Below are 18104 nucleotides of genomic sequence, written 5' to 3' on the forward strand. Positions count from 1 at the left end.
GGTCACGACTGCTCCTCTTCTTCTGCGGCGTGCTCGGGGGTTGTGACGCTCAGGCCCTCGTCCGACGGGTCCGACGACGGCGTGACCGCTCGGGCCACCGCGACGGTCGCGAACACGCTCGTCGCCGCGATCACCACGAGCACGGGGATCCCGGTCAGGTCGCGCCGGACCACCATCGACGCCGCGATCACCACGAGCACGGTCGTCAGGACCATGTCCGATCCGATCATCCGGTCGAGGATCGTCGGTCCGCGCACGATCCGGAACACCGCGAGCGCGAGGGTGGCGCCGAGCAGGGCCAGGACCAGGGTGATGCCGATCCCCATGACGACGACGGCGGCGCTCATCGGGTGACCTCCGGCAGCGGTTCGGACAGTTCGGAGACGTCCTGCTTCGAACCGAGGGCACGGATGACCATGGCCTCGATGCCGAGGGCCTCGCGACGGGCGGCCTCGACCTGTTCGACCCGCTCGGTGTCGAGCACGTGCAGCAGCAGGCGCCGACGGCGGAGGTCGACGTCGGCGACGTACGAGCCGGGCACCAGCGAGATCGCGAGGGTCGCCAGCGTGAAGGTCATCTCGGCGGTGGAGTGCAGCTGCACGAGCGTGATGGAGCTGCGGCGGACACCCCGCGGGCGGAACGCGACCCAGGCGACCCGGAACGACGCCGTGATGACGAGTCCGGACCACACCACGAGGAACCGGACGGCGTGCACGATCGAGAAGCGGGCCGACAGCGGGACCGGCGGGAGCGGCAGCGCCTGGGTGACCAGGAGCGCCACCACGATGCCGCAGAGCAGGGTCAGTGGCGTCCACGAGCCCCAGAGCAGGGCCCACAGGACGGTCAGTCCGGCGACGAGCGGGACGTCGTACCGCCACGCCACCGCGATGCGGCGGGCGTTCGCGACGTGTCGGGTGTCGGTGTTCACCGGTCACCCCCGAGGACGGCCTGCACGTACCGGTCCGGCGACTCGAGCGACTCCGCTGCGCGGCTCGCGTACCCGTAGAGCGGGCCGGCGACCACGGTGAGGGCGACGGATCCGAGGACCGCGACCGTCGTCACGCCGACGAGCATGCGCGGCAGCCGGACCTTGGTCGGCGCTTCGCCGACCGTCTCGGTCGACCCGGTGGTCGGACGGGAGGCGCTGCTCGCGTGGGGTGCGTCGGTGACCGTCACCGAGCCTCCTGGGTGGAAGGCCTCACCCGTCTCCTCGGAGACGGTCAAGGGGGCGGGTTCCGGCGACCGCAGGGCTGCGTGCGGTTCGGCGGTCGTCGCGTGCGGCGCCGCGGCCTCGGCCGCGGGCTTCGGCCGCCAGAAGGCGGCGTCCCACACGCGCATCAGCGCGTACAGCGTGAGGAGCGACGTGACCACGCCGGCGGCGATCGTGACGTACGCCAGCGGGGAGCCGTCCTCGGCGGCGGCGCGGAACAGCCCGAGCTTGCCGATGAAGCCGGAGAACGGCGGGATGCCGCCCAGGTTGAACGCCGGGATCAGGTACAGCGCGGCCAGCAGCGGCGCGGCCTTCAACAACCCGCCGAGCGACCGGGTCGACGTGGTCCCCCCGACGCGTTCCATCAGGCCGGACACCAGGAACAACGTGGTCTGCACGACGATGTGGTGCACCGTGTAGAACACCGCGGCTGCCGTCCCCGCGACCGTCCCGAGCCCGACACCCATCACCATGAAGCCGATGTGGCTGATGAGCGTGAAGGACAGCAGGCGCTTGACGTCGGTCTGGGACACCGCACCGAGCACGCCGACGACCATCGTCAACACCGCCACCACGAGCAGCACGTTGTTCAACTGCGGCCCGGGGAAGATCACCGTCTCGAGACGGATGATCGCGTAGATGCCGACCTTCGTCAGCAGACCGGCGAAGACGGCCGTGACCGGGGCCGGGGCGGTCGGGTACGAGTCCGGCAGCCAGAACGCCAGCGGGAAGACCGCCGCCTTGATGCCGAAGCCGATGAGCAGCATCGTGTGCAGGAGCAGCTGCACGTGCTCGGGCAGATCGGCGACGCGCTCGCTGATCTGGGCGATGTTGACCGTGCCGGTCGCGCCGTACACCAGGCCGATCGCGGCGAGGAAGATCGCCGACGCGATCAGGCTCGTGACGATGTACGTGGTGCCGGCCCGGACCCGCTGCTCGCTGCCGCCCAGGGTGATGAGCACGTAGCTCGCCACGAGCAGCATCTCGAACGCCACGTACAGGTTGAACAGGTCGCCGGCGATGAACGAGTCGAGCACGCCCGCGGCCAGCACGAGGTACGTCGGGTAGAAGATCGTGACCGGGGCCTCGCCGTCGTCGGCTGCGAGCCCCTGGCCGATCGAGAACAGCAGGACGATGAGCAGCACGCTGGCGCTCACCGTGAGGAGCAGGGCGCTCAGGCGGTCGACCACCAGCGAGATGCCGTACGGGGCGTCCCACCCGCCGACCTGCACGACGATGGTGCCGTGGTGGTCGACGAGCACCATGAGGGTTGCGGCGACGGCGAGTGCGACGACGAGCACCACGACGGTGATCGCTCGCTGGAGCTTCTGGTGCCGCAGGAGGCCGAGTGCGACGGCGGCGCCGAGCAGCGGGACGAGGACGAGGAGCGGGACGAGCCAGGTCATCGGTTCACTCCGTCCTGGTGCGGTTGGTGTTCGTGCGGATCGTCGGCGTCCTCGGGGGACTTCGGGTCGAAGTCGGCTTCCGGGTCGTCGTCGGGGTCGTCGCGCGTGCGGCCGATGGCGACGTCCGCTTCGTCGACCTCGACCTCGTCGGCACGGGACAGCTGCCACGAGCGGTGGATGAGGGCGAGCAGGAACGCGCTCACGGCGAAGGTGATGACGATCGCGGTCAGGGCGAAGGCCTGGGGGAGCGGGTCGGTGATGCCCTCGGAGGACTTGCCGATCGGCGGGTTGCCGGCAGCGCCGGACATCACCAGCAGGAGCAGGTTCAGGGCGTTGCCGAGCAGCAGGAAGCCGAGCAGCATCCGGGTCAGGGACCGCTCGAGCAGCAGGTAGACGCCGCAGGAGAACAGCACGGCCATCGCGATCACGAGGACGAGGGTGACGGTCATGTGGCGCTCCCTTCCGGGGTGGGGGCCTCGAGGGTGTCGCGGACGGACCCTTCGGTGGTGTCGCGGGTGGGTGCCCCGGCATCCTCGAGGCGTTGCCGGTCCACCTCGGCGCCGAGGCTGCGGAGGACGTCGAGCACCAGGCCGACGACGACCAGGTACACGCCGATGTCGAAGAACGTCGCGGTGACGAACTCGACGTGGCCGAGGATCGGGACGGTCGCCTCGAAGAACTCGGAGTACAGCGCTTCGCGCCCGAAGAACAGCGGCACGATCGCGGTGATCGCTGCCGTCGCGACACCGAGTCCGAGCAGTCGACCGGCACGGACCGGGGCGGCGGCGCCGAGTTCGGCCGGGCCGCCCGCCAGGTACCGGGCCGCCAGCGCGATGCCGGCGACGAGGCCACCGGCGAAGCCGCCGCCGGCCGCGTTGTGCCCGGCGAACAGCAGGTAGACCGACAGGACGATGAGCCCGTGGAACAGCAGTCGGACCACCACGTCGAGGAGTGCCGAGCGGCCGGTCGGGATGGCGGCGCTCGTCGGCAGCCAGGCGCGCGGCTCCCCGTCGGTGCGCTGGCCGTCCGCCGTCAGCTTCTCCGGCAGGTCACGGAGCCGGGGCAGCGTGTCCTCGCGGGAGTTCACGAAGATGAGGCTCGCGACGCCCGTGGCCGCGGCGACGACGACGGTGAGCTCACCGAGGGTGTCCCAACCGCGGAGGTCGACGAGCGCGACGTTGACGACGTTCAGGCCGTGGCCGAACGAGCTCGTGAGCGCCGGCAGGTCCGGCCAGATCGGGTCGGCGGTGCGCGCCGAGGCGGCGACGATGACGACGATCGCCAGCGTGAGGCCGGCCAGCCCCGCGAAGAGCGCACGGACGATGCGGAACCGGCTCGGGTTCGTCGTCGCGATGCGCGGGGGGAGCCGCCGGAGCACCAGGACGAACGCGATGAGGGTGACGGTCTCGACCACGAGCTGCGTGAGCGCGAGGTCGACCGCACCGTGCAGGACGAACAGGACGGACATGCCGTAGCCGGTCACGCCCACCAACACGGCGGCGGCGAACCGGGTCTTCGCGGTGAGGACGGCGATGGCGCCGACGGACATCACGATGACGACCGGGATCTGCCCCCACGAGTCGGAGAACCGGACGTGGAACTCCCACGGCCCGCCGAGCACGAGGTTCGCGAGCGCACCCGCCACGAACACCGACAGGATCACCGTCAGGTAGTAGGGGAGCGAACCCCGCTGCACACCGGCGGTCAGGCCCGTCGCGAACCGGTCGAGGCCGCGCATGAGGTGCCGGTAGGTGCCCGAGGCGCTCGGGAACCCGGCGAGCTGGTGCTGCAGTGCCTCGACCGGACGTCGGAGGGCGAACAGTGCGAGACCGCCGACCAGGGTGACGGCCGAGATGCCGAGCGCCGGTTCGAGGCCGTGCCAGAGCGCGAGGTGGGGGACTTCCTCGCCGGGGAGCGAGGCCGCCGTCGCCGCGGGCTCGATGCCGTGCGCGACGACCGGGGTCAGCAGGCCGAGGGCGAGACCGGTCAGCGCCAGGATCGACGGCACCACACCCAGACCGTGCAGGGCGTGCGGTTCCGTCTGGGCGACGTCGGGCTTGCGGGCGAACGCTCCCCAGAAGAAGCGGAGCGAGTACGCCACGGTGAGCACCGAGCCGAGCGTCACGCCGACGAGGGCGAACCAGGCCCAGCCGGCGTCGGGTCCGTGCAGCGATTCGGTGAAGCCGGTCAGCACGGCTTCCTTCGCGACGAAGCCGATCGTCGGCGGGATGCCGGCCATCGACACGAGCGCGAGGGCGGCCACGACGGCCAGCCACGGTGCCTTCCGGCCGAGGCCGCTCAGGCGCCCGAGGTCGCGGGTGCCGGTGGTGTGGTCGATCGCCCCGACGACGAGGAAGAGTGTGGACTTGAACGCGGCGTGCGCCACGAGCAGGGCGACCCCGCCGAGCGCCACCGCGGGCGCGCCCCACCCGGCGGCGAGCACGAGGAACCCGAGCTGCGCGACGGTGCCGTAGGCGAGCAGGAGCTTGAGGTCGGTCTGGCGGAGCGCTCGGTAGCCACCGATGAGCATTCCGAGGACACCGAGCACGGTGATCGTCTCGCGCCAGCCGTCGAGCAGTGCGAACGCCGGAGCGAGCCGGGCGACGAGGTAGATGCCGGCCTTCACCATCGCTGCGGCGTGCAGGTACGCGCTGACCGGGGTCGGAGCTGCCATGGCCGCGGGCAACCAGAAGTGGAACGGCACGATCGCCGACTTCGTCAGCGCGCCGAGCAGGAGGAGGACCACCGAGACGGTGACGATCGGTCCGGTCGGCGGGGCGGCGATGATGCCGGAGAGCGAGGTCGTGCCCGCCGTGACCGACAGCATGACCAGACCGGCGAGCATCGCCAGACCGCCGGCGGTGGTGACGACGAGGGCCTGCATCGCGGCCGCACGGCTCGCACGCTTGTCGGCGTCGTGTCCGATGAGCAGGTAGGAGAAGACCGTGGTGGCTTCCCACAGGACGAAGAGCACGATGACGTCGTCGGCGAGGACGAGCCCGAACATCGACCCGGCGAACGCGGTCAGCACGCCCGCGAACCGACCGATCCCCGGTTCGTCGCGCCCGAAGTACGAGGCGCAGTAGACGAGCACGAGGGCCCCGACGATCGACACCACGAGCGCGAGCACCCACGACAGGGCGTCCATCCGCAGCGTGATCTCGAGGTCGAGCTGCGGGACCCACCGGTGCCGTTCGACGACGCTGCCGTGCAGGGCCGCGTCCGTCTGCAGCACCGTCAGCACGGCGGCGGCTGCGGGCGCGAGGGCGGCCACGTAGAACACGCGGCGGCCGAGGACGGGGGTCAGGGCGGGGACGATCAGGGCGACGATCGCGAACGCGACGAGGACGAGGACCATCGGGCACCTCCTCGGGGTCGGGCTGCAGTCCGGCTCACTGGGCCCTCACAGCCTACGAAGAGTGGGATGTGGAGAACCTGTGCGACCGGACAGCCTGCTCGCGCTCGGTTCACACTGTGAACACCACTCTGCCCGTGCTCCCGGCGGGCTGTCCGGCCCACGTCGCCTCGACGTCCGCCAACCGCACGGCCGTCGCGTCCACCCGGACGGTGCCGTCCGCGATCGCACCGACGATGCCCGGGAGCTCGGCGACGAAACCGGCACGCCCGACCGACCCCTGCCCGCTGCCGACGATCGTCAGGCCCGAGGCGCGCAGTGCCGCGGACGGGATCGTCGCCTCGTGGCCCGCGGTGGAACCGATCGCGATCCAGTCGAGTCGGCGGCCCGGGTCGGTGCGGGCGGTGACGACGGCGCGCATCACGTCGGCCGCGGGATGGCCCCAGACGTAGTCGATGACCACGTCGACGTCGGCTGCCGCTGCGCCGAGGGCGTCGACGTCGGTCAGCGGCAGCACGACGTCTGCGCCGAGGGCGGTGAGCGCCGCCAGCCGCTCCGGGTTGCGCCCGCTCGCGACGACGTGTGCGGCACCGAGGTGCTTCGCCACCTGCACCGCTGCGGTGCCCGAGGCCCCGGTCGCGCCGAGCACGAGGACGCGGCTGCCCGGGGCGAAGTCGATCCGCCGGCGCAGGGCCACCCACGACGACAGCACCGGGTTCACGCCGGCGGCCACGGTGACCGGGTCGGCACCGTCGGGCAGGACGACGCTCGCCCGCGGGTCGACCGCGACGCGCTCGGCCATGGTGCCGCGGGTGTCGCTCGCGACGGCGACGTAGCGGAGCGTGCCGTCGGGGAACCGGGCGACGCCGTCGACGCCGGGGACCAGGGGGAGCGCGCCCTCGCTGGTGTAGTGCGAACCGTCGGCCTGCGAGCGGACCCGCGGGTGGAGACCGGCCGCGACGACGTCGACGACGACCTCGCCGGGTCCGGGAGTCGGTTCGTCGAACTCCTGCCAGGTCGGGGCGTGGCCGAACTCGGTGACGACTGCTGCGTGCATGGTGTCCTCCATTTGCTTCGTGTTACGAACAAAGTAGTTCGCATCACGAAGTTCGTCAACTAGGCTGGAGTGGTGCAGGAGATGACCGAGGACGAGCAGCTCGTCGATGCCCTGGGCGAGGCCGCGTTCCGGACGATGGGGCCGCTGACCGGGCTCGCGGCCGATGCCGGGCTGTCGCTGACGCAGCTGCGGGTCCTCGCGATCCTGCGTGACCGTCGTCTGCGGATCGGTGACCTGGCGCAGTACCTGGGGCTCGAGAAGTCGACGATGACCGGGTTGGTGGCGCGCGCGGAGAAGAAGGGGTTGCTCGCGCGGCAGCCGAACGCGGACGACGCCCGCGCGGTGGACGTCGTGATCACCGACGCCGGTCTCGAGGTGGCGCGCTCGCTCGAGGGCGCGATCCGCGATGCACTGCTGCCGCTCACCGCCCGGTTGCCGGAGCGGGACCGGCGGCAGCTGCGCGCACTCCTGGAGCGGATGCTGCGCTGAACCCTCAGCGGCCGTGCGCGCGTGCCGGGATCTGTGTCGCGAGCTTGCCGCCGGAGACGTCGAGCAGGGTGCCGGTGACGTAGCCCGAGGCGTCGCTCGCCATGAAGACGAGCAGGTCGGCGACGTCGTCCGCGGTCTCCCACCGGCGCAGCGACAGGGTGTCGAGCAGGCGGTCCTGGGCCTCGGCCGGCATGGTCGCGAACCCGTTCATCGCCGTCGGGACCATGCCCGGCGCGTACGCGTTGACGGTGATGCCCCACGGGCCGAGCTCCGACGCCAGCACCCGGGTGAACGAGACGACCGCGGCCTTGGACGCCGCGTAGGCAGCGCTGCCGACACTCGGGACGATCGCGGCGAACGAGGCGGCGTTGATGATCCGCCCCCGTCCCGCGGCCTGCATCACCGGCGCGACGGCCTGGCTCATCAGGAAGGTGCCGCCGAGGTTGACGTCCATGCACCGGCGCCAGGCATCCCACTGCAGCTCGGCGACGGTGCCCTCGACGTTGATGCCGGCGTTGTTCACGAGCACGTCGATCGTGCCGTGCCGGGTGACGACCTCGTCGACGGCGGCCCGGACCGACTCGGGGTCGGCGACGTTGCACACGACGTGGTCGAGCGGGAAGTCGGGCTCGAAGGCCAGGTCGAGGGCGACGACGCGACACCCCTCGGCGACGAAGCGGTCGGCGAGCGAGCGTCCGATCCCGCGTGCTGCGCCGGTCACGACCACCACACGGTCGGTCAGGTCGAGGTGCATCGTTGCTCCTGTCGTTGGTCACTGCAATAGGCATACTATTGCAGCATGGCGAAGCAACGGGTGCTCTGGGTCACCGGCGGCGGCAGCGGCATGGGCGCCGCGAGTGCCGAGGCCGCTGCGCGCGACGGGTGGACGGTGGTCCTGAGCGGGCGGCGCGTGGACCGGCTCGAGCAGGTCGCGGCGACGATCACGGCCTCCGGCGGCACGGCGGCGGTCCTGCCCCTCGACGCTGCCGATCCCGCTGCCGTCGCGTCTGCGCGGGACACCGTGCTCGAGCGGTTCGGACGACTCGACGCGGTCGTGCTCGCCGCCGGGCTGAACGCGCCGCGGCGCCGGTGGGACGACCAGTCGTTGCCGGACTTCCGCGCGATCGTGGACACGAACCTCACCGCGGTGGTCGCGGTCGTCGACGCCGCACTGCCTGCGCTCCGCGAGTCCGGCGGCGTGGTCGTCGTGGTGTCGTCCTACGCCGGGTGGTCCTTCCAGCCCGGCGCCGGCGTCGCGTACTCCGCCTCGAAGACCGCGCTCGGTTCGGTCGTCCGGAGCCTCAACCAGCAGGAGGCAGACCACGGGGTCCGGGCGACGCACCTGTGCCCCGGTGACGTCGCGACCGACTTCCTCGACCAGCGGCCGTCGGTGCCCGACGCCGCCGCACGATCGGCGATGCTGCAGCCGGAGGACATCGCCCGCGCGGTGTCGTTCGTGCTCGAGGCGCCGTCGTACATGCGCGTCGACGAACTCGTGGTCAGCCCGGTGTCCCAGCGGTGACCAGCACGTTCGACCGCGTCCTCGACCAGATCGGTGCCGACGTCGTCTCCGGCGCCATCGCCGTGGGCAGCCGCCGGAGCATCGACGACCTGGTGGCGTCGACCGGGGCCAGTCGCAGCATCGTCCGCGAGGCCGTCCGCGTCCTCGTCGCCCTCGGCCTGGTCACCGCGCGGCGCCGGGTCGGCGTGACCGTCCTCGGCGTGCTGGAGTGGGACGTCCTGGATCCGCGGGTCGTGCGGTGGCGTCTCCGGGGCCCGGACGGTGACCGCGTGGCGGTCGAGCTCCGCGAACTCCGCGCGGCGGTCGAACCCGCCGCAGCCGCCGCAGCAGCCCGGCGGGCGCCCCTCGACGAGTGCGCGGACCGACGGGAGGCGCTCCGCACCACCGCGGACGAGCTCGCCGCCGCAGCGGCCCGCGACGACCGCCTCGACTTCGTGGCCGCGGACGTGCGGCTCCACGCGCTCGTGCTCGACCTGTCCGACAACACGCTGTACCGACGCCTGCACCGCGTCGTGGGCCAGGTACTGCGCGAACGCGGGAGCATCCGCCCGGACCGGCACGACGTCGGCCTCCACCTCGCGCTCGCCGGTGCCGTCGTCGACGGCCACCCGGACGACGCGGCCGCGGCGATGCGGGCGATCGTCGAGCGCACGTGAGCGGTGCCCCGCCGACCTGGGAAGATGGAGTCCGGTGCGCTCCTCCGGCGCCCGTGGAGGGTGAGCGTGGACGCAGCACAGGACCTGGTCGTCCAGCTCATCGGCACCCCGTGGACGTTCGTCGTGGTCGGCCTCGTGCTCGCCGTCGGCAGTGTCGCGGTCTTCCTCCCCAGCCAGGCGCTCGTCGTCGCGGTCGGCACGCTCCTGGTGGGCGGTGACGGCGGCCTCCTGCCGGTCCTCGTCCTCGTCGTCGCGGCCTCGATCGGCATGGTCCTCGGCGACCTCGGGCTGTACCACCTGGCGCGCTCGGTCGACCTCGGCTCGAGGTCGTGGTTCGCGCGTCCGAAGGTCCGCAAGGCCCGGGACGCCATCGACGGCCGCTACCGTGCCGCTCCCGGGCGCATCGCGGTCCTCGGACGCTTCATCCCGATGGGCCGGCTGACGACGAACCTGGTCGGCGCGGACAGCGGGCTCGACGTTCGGCGGTTCCTGGTGAGCTGCGTGCTCGCCGACGTCGTGTGGGCCGCGTACTGCGTCGGCATCGCGGCGGCCACCGGGCGCTGGAGCCGCGAGCAGCCCTTCCTCGTCACGACCCTCGCGGTCGTGGCGTCGATCCTGCTCGGCCTCGCGATCTCGGCGATCGAGAAGGCCGTGCGACGACGCAGCGAGGCGGCGGCTGCGGCCTGACGAACGTAGGGTGGGGACACCGTTCGAAGGAGAACCCGTGCTGCTCGACGACCTCGTACCGGACCCTGACGCGCTCGAGCGCATCGCCACCGGCAGCACGTGGGCCGAAGGACCCTCCTGGATCCCGGCGTCCCGCACCCTGCGCTGGTCGGACATCCCCGGCGACCGGGTCCTGCAGTGGCACGCCGACTCCGGCGAGACCTCGACGTACGCCGAGGGCGTCGAGTTCACCAACGGCCGGACGCTCGACCGCGACGGCAGTGTCGTCCAGTGCTCGCACGGACTCCGGCGGGTGGAGCGCGACCGCGACGGCGTCGTCACGCCGATCGTCGACGCCTGGGCCGGCGTGCGGTTCAACTCGCCGAACGACGTCGTCGTCGCGCGGGACGGCAGCGTGTGGTTCACCGACCCGGCCTACGGCATCACCCAGCCGCGCGAAGGCCACCCCGGCGTGCGCGAGTACGGCGACCACTGGACGTTCCGCTGCGGACCGTCCGGTGAGGACCTGCGCCCCGTCGCGACCGACGTCGACGAGCCGAACGGACTCGCTTTCGACCCGTCCGAGCGGGTCCTGTACATCGCGAGCTCGTCGGGGGACGAACCGGTCATCCGCGCCTACGACCGCGGCGGTGACGGCGGCGACCTGCTCAAGAACGGCCGGGTGTTCGCACGACTCGAGCCGGGCGAGGGCGCACCGGACGGCATCCGGGTCGACGTGCACGGCAACGTGTGGTCGTCGTCGCACCGCGGCGTCGTGGTGTTCGACCCCTCCGGCGAGCGGATCGGCGAGGTGGCCGTCCCCGAGGTGACGTCGAACCTGTGCTTCGGCGGCGACGACGGCACGACGCTGTTCCTGACGGCGACGACGTCGGTCTACCGGATCACCACGACGACGCGGGACGCTGCCGTATCCTGACTCGGCCATGCAGTGCGACTACTTCGACCGCGGGGTGTGCCGGTCCTGCACGCTCATGGGGCAGCCCTACGCCGACCAGGTCCTCGACAAGGAGCTCCGCACCCGCGAACTCCTGCACGACGCCGTCGAGGCGGCTGGCGGCCCCGGAGCCGTCACGTGGTCACCGGCGATCACGAGCCCCGAGTCCGGGTACCGGAACAAGGCGAAGATGGTGGTCGGCGGCTCGACCGAGCACCCGACCGTCGGCATCCTCGACCACCGGCAGCGCGGCGTCGACCTGCGGCACTGCGGGATCTGCACGCCCGGCATCCGACACGCGCTGCCCCTGCTCGCCGACTTCGTCCAGACCGCGGGGTTGATCCCGTACGACGTCGCTGCCCGACGCGGCGAGCTGAAGTACGTCCTGGTCACCGAGTCGCCCGACTGCGAACTGATGGTGCGGTTCGTCCTGCGGTCCGAGGGGCAGGTGGCTCGGATCCGGCAGTACCTCGATGTGCTGCGCGACGCGCTGCCGAACGTGGTGGTCGTCACGGCGAACCTGCTTCCCGAGCACAAGGCCGTGACCGAGGGCGACCGGGAGATCGTGCTCACCGAGCAGGAGACGCTGCCGATGCGCCTCGGCGGGATCACGATGCACCTGCGGCCGCAGAGCTTCTTCCAGACCAACACCGCCGTCGCCACCGAGCTGTACGCGCAGGCCTCGGCGTGGATCGACGAGCTCGACCCGGCGTCGATGTGGGACCTGTACTGCGGCGTGGGCGGGTTCGCCCTGCACGCTGCGCGACCGGGCCGAGCGGTGACGGGCATCGAGACCAGTGCCGAGGCGATCCGTTCGGCGAAGCAGTCCGCGCGCGAGGCCGGGCTCGAGGGGATCCGGTTCGCCGCCGACGACGCCACCGAGCACGCACTCCGCGCCCGACCCGACACCGTGCCCGAGCTCGTCCTGGTGAACCCGCCACGACGCGGGATCGGCGAGGCGCTGTCGACCTGGCTCGAGGAGTCCGACGTGCAGCACGTCGTCTACTCGAGCTGCAACCCGGTGACCCTGGCGAAGGACCTCGCGCGCATGCCCTCGTTCCGGCTGCGCCGCGCTCGTGTGCTCGACATGTTCCCCCAGACCGGCCATCTCGAGGCCGTCACGCTGCTGTCGCGGGCGTGATCCGGGCCTCCTGGCCGGCATTGCCAGGGAACTGCCAAGGTGACGTACCCGGGTACGGCTCGATGACCATGGCCATGGGCATCGAGGCGTACAGGTTCGGGTGCGGGGTACATAGCACCGACGGGTAGAACCGTTTGTCTCGGTTTGATAACGGTGAAGAGTTTCCTATGGTTGCCGACCGAGGTGCCGCCGGCCCGATGACCACTGCCCCCGGTGGCGCACCCCACAACTGACCGCGATCGGTCGGGGTGGGCAGTGGATTCCGCGTTCGAAGCGGCTCGTGACCCCGGTGGAGCAATCACATGAAGAAGCTTTCCCGTACCCGCACCATCGTCGGCGGCCTCGCGTTCGCCGGCATCGCCGCGACCGGTGTCGGCCTCGCGGCAACCCCCGCGAACGCTGCGTCCGGCTCGACCTGGGACGCCCTCGCGCAGTGCGAGTCCGGCGGCAACTGGGCCATCAACACCGGCAACGGCTACTACGGCGGCCTGCAGTTCAACCTCGGCACCTGGCAGGCCAACGGTGGCGTCGGCAGCCCCGCCGGCGCGAGCCGCGAGGCCCAGATCGCCGTCGCCGAGCGTGTCCTCGCCACGCAGGGCTGGGGTGCCTGGCCCGCCTGCTCGGCCCAGCTCGGGCTGAGCGGCACGAGCGGTGCCGCACCGGCCGCCGCTGCTCCGGCCCCGGCAGCCCCCGCTGCTCCGGCCCCGACGCAGCAGGCCGCACCGGCCCCCGCTGCCCCGGAGCAGGCCGCACCGAGCACCCCGGCTCCTGCTCCGGCACCCGCGCAGGAGGCCGCCCCGGCAGCCACCACGCCGAGCAAGCCCGCCGCCGTGAAGACGAGCGGCAAGACGTACACGATCGCCTCGGGCGACACGCTCGACACCATCGCCACCAAGCTCAAGATCGACGGTGGCTGGAACAAGCTGTGGGCCGCGAACACGTCGACCATCGACGACGCGAACCTCATCTACTCGGGCCAGGAGCTGCAGCTCCCCGCCTGATCGTTCCACCGGACGAAAACGTCGACGCCCCGCGACCTCGGTCGCGGGGCGTCGACGTGCGTGACCGGTGGTGGGAGCCTGCGGGCGCTACTGCCGGTTGTCGGCCAGCCAACCGGCGACGTCGTCGGACCGCAGCGCCTGTGACAGCGAGCCGACCGCCAGGTCGTTGAGCGCGACGTAGGACTGCCCGTCCGGCGAGGTTCCGGACCCCGCAGTCGGCACCGTGAACGTCTTGAGGTCGTCGGTCCGGACGTCGCGCAGCGACCATCCGAGGCCGACGAGGGTCGGGAAGGTCAGTCCGGCATCGACCGCCAGGTGCTCGCTCGTCGCGGTCACGAAGTCCTGGATACGCCCGGGGTTCGTGATCGTGCCGCGGGAGAGCAGCCCGCCGACGACCCCGCGCATGAACGCCTGCTGGTTCAGCACGCGGGTGTGGTCCGCGTCGGCGAACGAGTACCGCTCGCGCACGAACGCGAGTGCGGCGTCGCCGTCGAGCCGGTTCGCGCCGGCGACGAACTCGTGCTTGCCTGCGGCGAACGCCTGCCCGGAGTCGACCGTGACACCGCCGAGGGCGTCGGTCATGTCCTTGAACCCGGTGAAGTCGATCTCGGCGACGTGGTCGATGCGGACGTCGAGCAGCTGCTCGACGGTCTGCACGGTGAGCGGGACGCCGCCCCACGCGTACGCGGCGTTGATCTTGGCGTTCCCGTGACCCGGCACGTCGACCCACGAGTCACGCATGATCGACATCAGGTACACGGCCTGCCGGTCGGCCGGGACGTGCGCGAGCATCAGGGTGTCCGAACGGCCACCGGCCTCGGATGGCTTGCCGTCCGGTCCGCGTGCAGCTCGTGAGTCGGACCCGATGAGCAGGATGTTCTCGCCGCCGGACGCAGCGGGTCGGGTCCCGCTCGGGAACGGGTTCGCGATCGTGTCGTGGCGGGCGTCGAAGCTGCGCGCCAGGCCGCCGACGAAGATGCTCGCGACGACGGCGATCACGGTGGCGATGCCGACCAGCGAGCCGACCGTCGCGAGCAGTGCGACGAGGAGCGGGCGTCGGCGCCGCGGGTGGCGTCCGCTTCGGGTGGCGGTGTCGGCGGCCAGGCGGGCCGCCCGTCGTTCGGACATGCGGGACTCCAACGGGTTCGCGTCGGCGTGCCACCGACCGACCCATCGTACCGCATCTGGTATTTCAGGTACAGCGTTTCAGTTGTTCGGTTGCCGTGACTTCCCGAGCAGTTCCGTGAGTGCCGTCCGCAGTGCCGGGTCGTCCGGCAGGACCTCGCGCTCGATGTGTCGAGCGGTCTCCCACGCTCGGCGTCCGTGATCGGTCACGGTCACGAGGCGCCGGCGTCGGTCGTCGGGGTGCGGGGTGCGCTCGACCAGGCCGTCCCGCTCCATGCGCTCGAGGGTCCGTGACATCGTCTGCGGTTGCACCCGCGCCGTGCGGGCGATCGTGTCGGCACCGGTGGGGCCCGTGCGGATCAGGATGTCGACCGCGATGAGGGCTGCGTGCGGCAGCCCGATGGCGCGGAGGCGTTCATCCCAGTCCCGCTCGACCGAGCGTGCCGCGGCCGACAACAGCCGGCCGAGGGGCCACTGCTCGGTCGTGTCGTCCATGGGCGCAGTCTACGGTCGCCAGCTGTCGCGGTCGGCGTCGCGGTCGGCGTCGCGGTCGGCGTCACGACGGCGTCGCAGCCGTCTAGTAATCAGCATGCTGACGATCGGTGTACGCTCACCGTCGTGTCCCGCTTCCTCCGCATCGTCCTCCCCGCGCTCGTCATCGTGGTCTGGCTCGCGATCGCCTCCGTCGGCGGTCCGTACTTCGGCAAGATCTCCGAGGTGTCGACGAACGACCAGACCTCGTTCCTGCCGGCGTCGGCCGACGCCACGAAGGTGCAGGAGCGGTCGTCGGAGTTCCGCCAGGAGTCGGGCGCACCCGCGATCATCGTGCTCGAGCGCGAAGGCGGCATGTCGTCCTCCGACCTGACCGCGGCGAAGGACCTCGCGACCCAGCTCGGTGACCGCGACGACGTCGAAGCCGTCAGCCCGGTGATCCCGAGCGAGGACGGCGACGCGGTCGAGATCGTCGCGACTCTCACCACGGCAGCCGACACCGGTGACGCGGTCGAGGCGATCCGCGCCGACGTCGACGACGCCCTGCCCAGCGGCGTCAGCGGGTACGTCACCGGGCCCGCCGGGTTCACCGCCGACCTGACCGAGGCGTTCGCCGGCATCGACGGCCTGCTGCTCGGGGTGGCGCTCGCCGCGGTCTTCGTGATCCTGATCATCGTCTACCGGTCACCGCTGCTGCCGATCCTCGTGCTCGGCACCGCGACGTTCGCCCTGTGCGCCTCGATCCTCGTGGTGTGGTGGCTCGCCAAGGCCGACATCGTCACCGTCAACGGCCAGGTGCAGGGGATCCTGTCGATCCTGGTGATCGGCGCCGCGACGGACTACGCCCTGCTCTACACGGCGCGCTTCCGCGAGGCGCTGCGCGACCACCGCACCGGCTGGGGTGCGACGAAGGCGGCCCTGCGGGGGAGTCTCGAGCCGATCCTGGCCTCGGGCGGCACCGTCATCGTCGGCGTGCTCTGCCTGCTGCTCTCCGACCTCAACTCGAACAAGGCGCTCGGTCCCGTCGCCGCGATCGGCATCGCGTTCAGCCTGCTCGCCGCCCTGTCGCTGCTGCCCGCCCTGCTGCTCGCGTTCCGTCGCGCCGCGTTCTGGCCGCTCCGTCCCGCGTACGGCAGCGCCCACCCGGTGCTCACCGGTCCGGACGCGCGCGGCATCTGGGCTCGCGTCGGTCGGCTCGTCGCCAAGCGTTCCCGGGTGGTGTGGATCGTCTGCACGGTCGGGCTGCTCGCGATGGGCACGGGCCTGGTCGGGCTCAAGGCCGACGGGGTCCCGCAGAGCGACCTGGTCATCGGGGCCTCGCAGGCACGCGACGGGCAGGACGTCCTGGCCGACCACTTCCCCGGTGGCTCCGGCAGCCCGGCGCAGGTCATCGGGTCGGAACGCGACCTCGACGCACTCGTCGACGCCGTCACGGGGGTCGACGGCGTCGACGGGGTCGTCGCCGCCGCGAAGGACGCCCCGTCCGGCACGGTGCCCGTGACGGGCGACTCGCCCTCGAACGGCGCCGCCACTCCGACGGTGTCGCGCGGCGACGTGCTGCTCGAGGCCACGTTGACCGACCCGGCCGACTCGGACGCCGCCGAAGAGACTGTCCGCGACCTCCGCACCGCCGTCGAACAGGTCGATCCCGGCGCGATCGTCGGCGGCGTCACCGCGACGGCCGTCGACACGAACGACACCGGGATCCGCGACCGCACGCTGATCATCCCCGTGGTGCTGGTCGTGATCCTGCTCATCCTGATGCTCCTGCTCCGCAGCGTCGTCGCCCCGCTCGTGCTCATCGGCAGCGTGATCGTGTCGTTCGCCGCCGCACTCGGCGTCGGAGCGCTCGTGTTCGACCACGTGTTCCACTTCCCCGGTGCGGACCCGAGCGTGCCGCTGTACTCGTTCGTGTTCCTCGTCGCGCTCGGGGTGGACTACAACATCTTCCTCATGACGCGGGTGCGGGAAGAGGCGCTGCGGCACGGTCCGCACGAGGGGGTCCTGCGCGGACTCGGGGTCACCGGCGGGGTGATCACCTCGGCGGGGGTGGTGCTCGCGGCGACGTTCGCGGCCCTCGGCGTCATCCCGATCCTGTTCCTCGTGCAGATCGCGTTCGTCGTGGCGTTCGGCGTCCTGCTCGACACGATCGTCGTCCGTTCGCTGCTCGTGCCGGCGATCGCGTACGACCTCGGTCGGCGCGCCTGGTGGCCGTCGCGCCTCTCGCGCGCGAACCATCACATGTGACACGCTGGGTGCATGCCAGTTCCTTCGACGCAGCCCGCCGCCGAGCGCAAACTCCTCCGTGACACCGTGCAGGACAAGATCCGCGACGCGATCATGGACGGCACGCTGGAGCCCGGCGAGCGACTCAACGACGACGACCTGATCGCGTGGCTCGGCGTCTCCCGCACCCCGATCCGCGAGGCGCTCGCGGAACTCGCCCGCGCCGGCCTGATCGAGATGGCACCGAACCGCTACACCCGCGTGGCGGCCCCGACGAAGGACGAGCTCCTCGACGCCTACCGCACGCTCGGCGTCATCTACGGGGGCGTCGTGCGCCTCGCGGTGCCCAACTTCACCGAGCCGCAGCGCAAGAAGATCGTGAAGATGCTCGACGACGTCATCGCGCGGGTCGGCGCCGACGAGCAGGACCAGGTCGCCCGCAACGGCGCCGACATCTACTCGCAGTGGGCGGACGCCTGCGGCAACCCGTCGCTCGTGCAGCTCTGCCGGTCGACCACCGACGGGCTGTCCTTCAAGCTCCGGGTCCCCGAACTCGCCGAGCTGATCCCGGCCGCGGTGATCCTGCCCGAACTCGAGAACCTCAAGGCTGCCGTCCTGGCGAAGGACCCGATCGCGGCAGAGCTCGCGATGGAGGCCATCCACCTGCTGCCGTCGCGCGCGTAGCGCCCCGTCGCCCAGCGCGACCAGGAGGCGGACGGGAGGCCCGTGGCGACGCCGCCACGGGCCTCCCGTCCGCCGTCACGCGCGTCTCGGGCGCGAAAGCGACAGATGTCCGCGAACAT

18 protein-coding genes are annotated in these 18104 nt (G+C 71.7%); 9 read left to right on the top strand and 9 right to left on the bottom strand.

Annotated elements, in window-relative coordinates:
* Positions 1-2: 2 nt before the first annotated feature.
* From EDF47_RS17810 to EDF47_RS17835, 6 genes are all read right to left on the bottom strand, one after another.
* Positions 3-347: a sodium:proton antiporter gene (locus EDF47_RS17810; RefSeq protein WP_208321003.1), complete on the bottom strand. Its 345-nt coding sequence runs from the start codon at positions 345-347 to the stop codon at positions 3-5.
* Positions 344-928 carry a Na+/H+ antiporter subunit E gene (locus EDF47_RS17815; protein WP_123294606.1) on the bottom strand — a complete coding sequence of 195 codons (585 nt, stop codon included), beginning with the start codon at positions 926-928 and terminating at the stop codon, positions 344-346. Before EDF47_RS17815 ends, EDF47_RS17810 begins: the two co-directional genes overlap by 4 nt.
* Positions 925-2616: a Na+/H+ antiporter subunit D gene (locus EDF47_RS17820; protein ID WP_123339137.1), complete on the bottom strand. Its 1692-nt coding sequence runs from the start codon at positions 2614-2616 to the stop codon at positions 925-927. The genes EDF47_RS17815 and EDF47_RS17820 overlap by 4 nt, the downstream gene beginning before the upstream one ends.
* Positions 2613-3065, bottom strand: coding sequence for a Na(+)/H(+) antiporter subunit C (locus tag EDF47_RS17825; RefSeq protein ID WP_111085885.1), 453 nt, complete (start codon positions 3063-3065; stop codon positions 2613-2615). The genes EDF47_RS17820 and EDF47_RS17825 overlap by 4 nt, the downstream gene beginning before the upstream one ends.
* Positions 3062-5974 carry a Na+/H+ antiporter subunit A gene (locus tag EDF47_RS17830; protein ID WP_133938947.1) on the bottom strand — a complete coding sequence of 971 codons (2913 nt, stop codon included), beginning with the start codon at positions 5972-5974 and terminating at the stop codon, positions 3062-3064. Before EDF47_RS17830 ends, EDF47_RS17825 begins: the two co-directional genes overlap by 4 nt.
* 109 nt (positions 5975-6083) lie before the next feature.
* Positions 6084-7028 (bottom strand): zinc-binding alcohol dehydrogenase family protein, encoded by a 945-nt coding sequence (locus EDF47_RS17835; RefSeq protein WP_133938949.1) that lies wholly within the window; start codon positions 7026-7028, stop codon positions 6084-6086.
* Positions 7029-7109: 81 nt separating this feature from the next.
* Between EDF47_RS17835 and EDF47_RS17840 the strand changes: the two genes are divergently transcribed.
* Positions 7110-7517 (top strand): MarR family transcriptional regulator, encoded by a 408-nt coding sequence (locus EDF47_RS17840; protein ID WP_111085883.1) that lies wholly within the window; start codon positions 7110-7112, stop codon positions 7515-7517.
* Positions 7518-7521: 4 nt separating this feature from the next.
* Here EDF47_RS17840 and EDF47_RS17845 read toward each other — a convergent pair whose 3' ends face one another.
* Positions 7522-8271, bottom strand: a complete 750-nt coding sequence (locus EDF47_RS17845) for an SDR family NAD(P)-dependent oxidoreductase (RefSeq protein ID WP_133938951.1) — start codon at positions 8269-8271, stop codon at positions 7522-7524.
* 45 nt (positions 8272-8316) lie between these two features.
* Between EDF47_RS17845 and EDF47_RS17850 the strand changes: the two genes are divergently transcribed.
* The 6 genes from EDF47_RS17850 (at position 8317) to EDF47_RS20375 (ending at position 13458) form a co-directional block, all read left to right on the top strand.
* Positions 8317-9039 (top strand): SDR family NAD(P)-dependent oxidoreductase, encoded by a 723-nt coding sequence (locus EDF47_RS17850; protein WP_131881067.1) that lies wholly within the window; start codon positions 8317-8319, stop codon positions 9037-9039.
* Complete coding sequence (locus EDF47_RS17855; RefSeq protein ID WP_131881069.1) at positions 9036-9695, top strand: FCD domain-containing protein; 660 nt, start codon at positions 9036-9038, stop codon at positions 9693-9695. Before EDF47_RS17850 ends, EDF47_RS17855 begins: the two co-directional genes overlap by 4 nt.
* 66 nt (positions 9696-9761) lie before the next feature.
* Complete coding sequence (locus EDF47_RS17860; protein WP_165901140.1) at positions 9762-10382, top strand: VTT domain-containing protein; 621 nt, start codon at positions 9762-9764, stop codon at positions 10380-10382.
* A 37-nt stretch (positions 10383-10419) separates the two neighbouring features.
* Entirely contained in the window at positions 10420-11298 is an 879-nt protein-coding gene (locus tag EDF47_RS17865; protein WP_243648938.1) for an SMP-30/gluconolactonase/LRE family protein, read from the top strand.
* Positions 11299-11305: 7 nt separating this feature from the next.
* Positions 11306-12457: a 23S rRNA (uracil(747)-C(5))-methyltransferase RlmC gene (rlmC, locus tag EDF47_RS17870; protein ID WP_133938953.1), complete on the top strand. Its 1152-nt coding sequence runs from the start codon at positions 11306-11308 to the stop codon at positions 12455-12457.
* A 302-nt stretch (positions 12458-12759) separates the two neighbouring features.
* Complete coding sequence (locus EDF47_RS20375; RefSeq protein WP_123294616.1) at positions 12760-13458, top strand: transglycosylase family protein; 699 nt, start codon at positions 12760-12762, stop codon at positions 13456-13458.
* 87 nt (positions 13459-13545) lie between these two features.
* On the opposite strand, the gene EDF47_RS17880 is transcribed toward EDF47_RS20375, so the two are convergent.
* Positions 13546-14586, bottom strand: coding sequence for an LCP family protein (locus EDF47_RS17880; protein WP_133938955.1), 1041 nt, complete (start codon positions 14584-14586; stop codon positions 13546-13548).
* Positions 14587-14664: 78 nt separating this feature from the next.
* Positions 14665-15078, bottom strand: a complete 414-nt coding sequence (locus tag EDF47_RS17885; protein WP_131844840.1) for a MarR family transcriptional regulator — start codon at positions 15076-15078, stop codon at positions 14665-14667.
* 123 nt (positions 15079-15201) lie between these two features.
* On the opposite strand from EDF47_RS17885, the gene EDF47_RS17890 reads away from it, so the two are divergent.
* The gene (locus EDF47_RS17890; protein ID WP_133938957.1) at positions 15202-17322 is read left to right on the top strand and encodes an efflux RND transporter permease subunit; all 2121 of its coding nucleotides are present in this window, start codon (positions 15202-15204) and stop codon (positions 17320-17322) included.
* A 12-nt stretch (positions 17323-17334) separates the two neighbouring features.
* Positions 17335-17985, top strand: a complete 651-nt coding sequence (locus EDF47_RS17895) for a GntR family transcriptional regulator (RefSeq protein ID WP_111085873.1) — start codon at positions 17335-17337, stop codon at positions 17983-17985.
* Positions 17986-18104: the final 119 nt, after the last annotated feature.

Origin of the sequence: Curtobacterium sp. PhB190 (assembly GCF_004365385.1) — a bacterium.
GTDB lineage: Bacteria > Actinomycetota > Actinomycetes > Actinomycetales > Microbacteriaceae > Curtobacterium.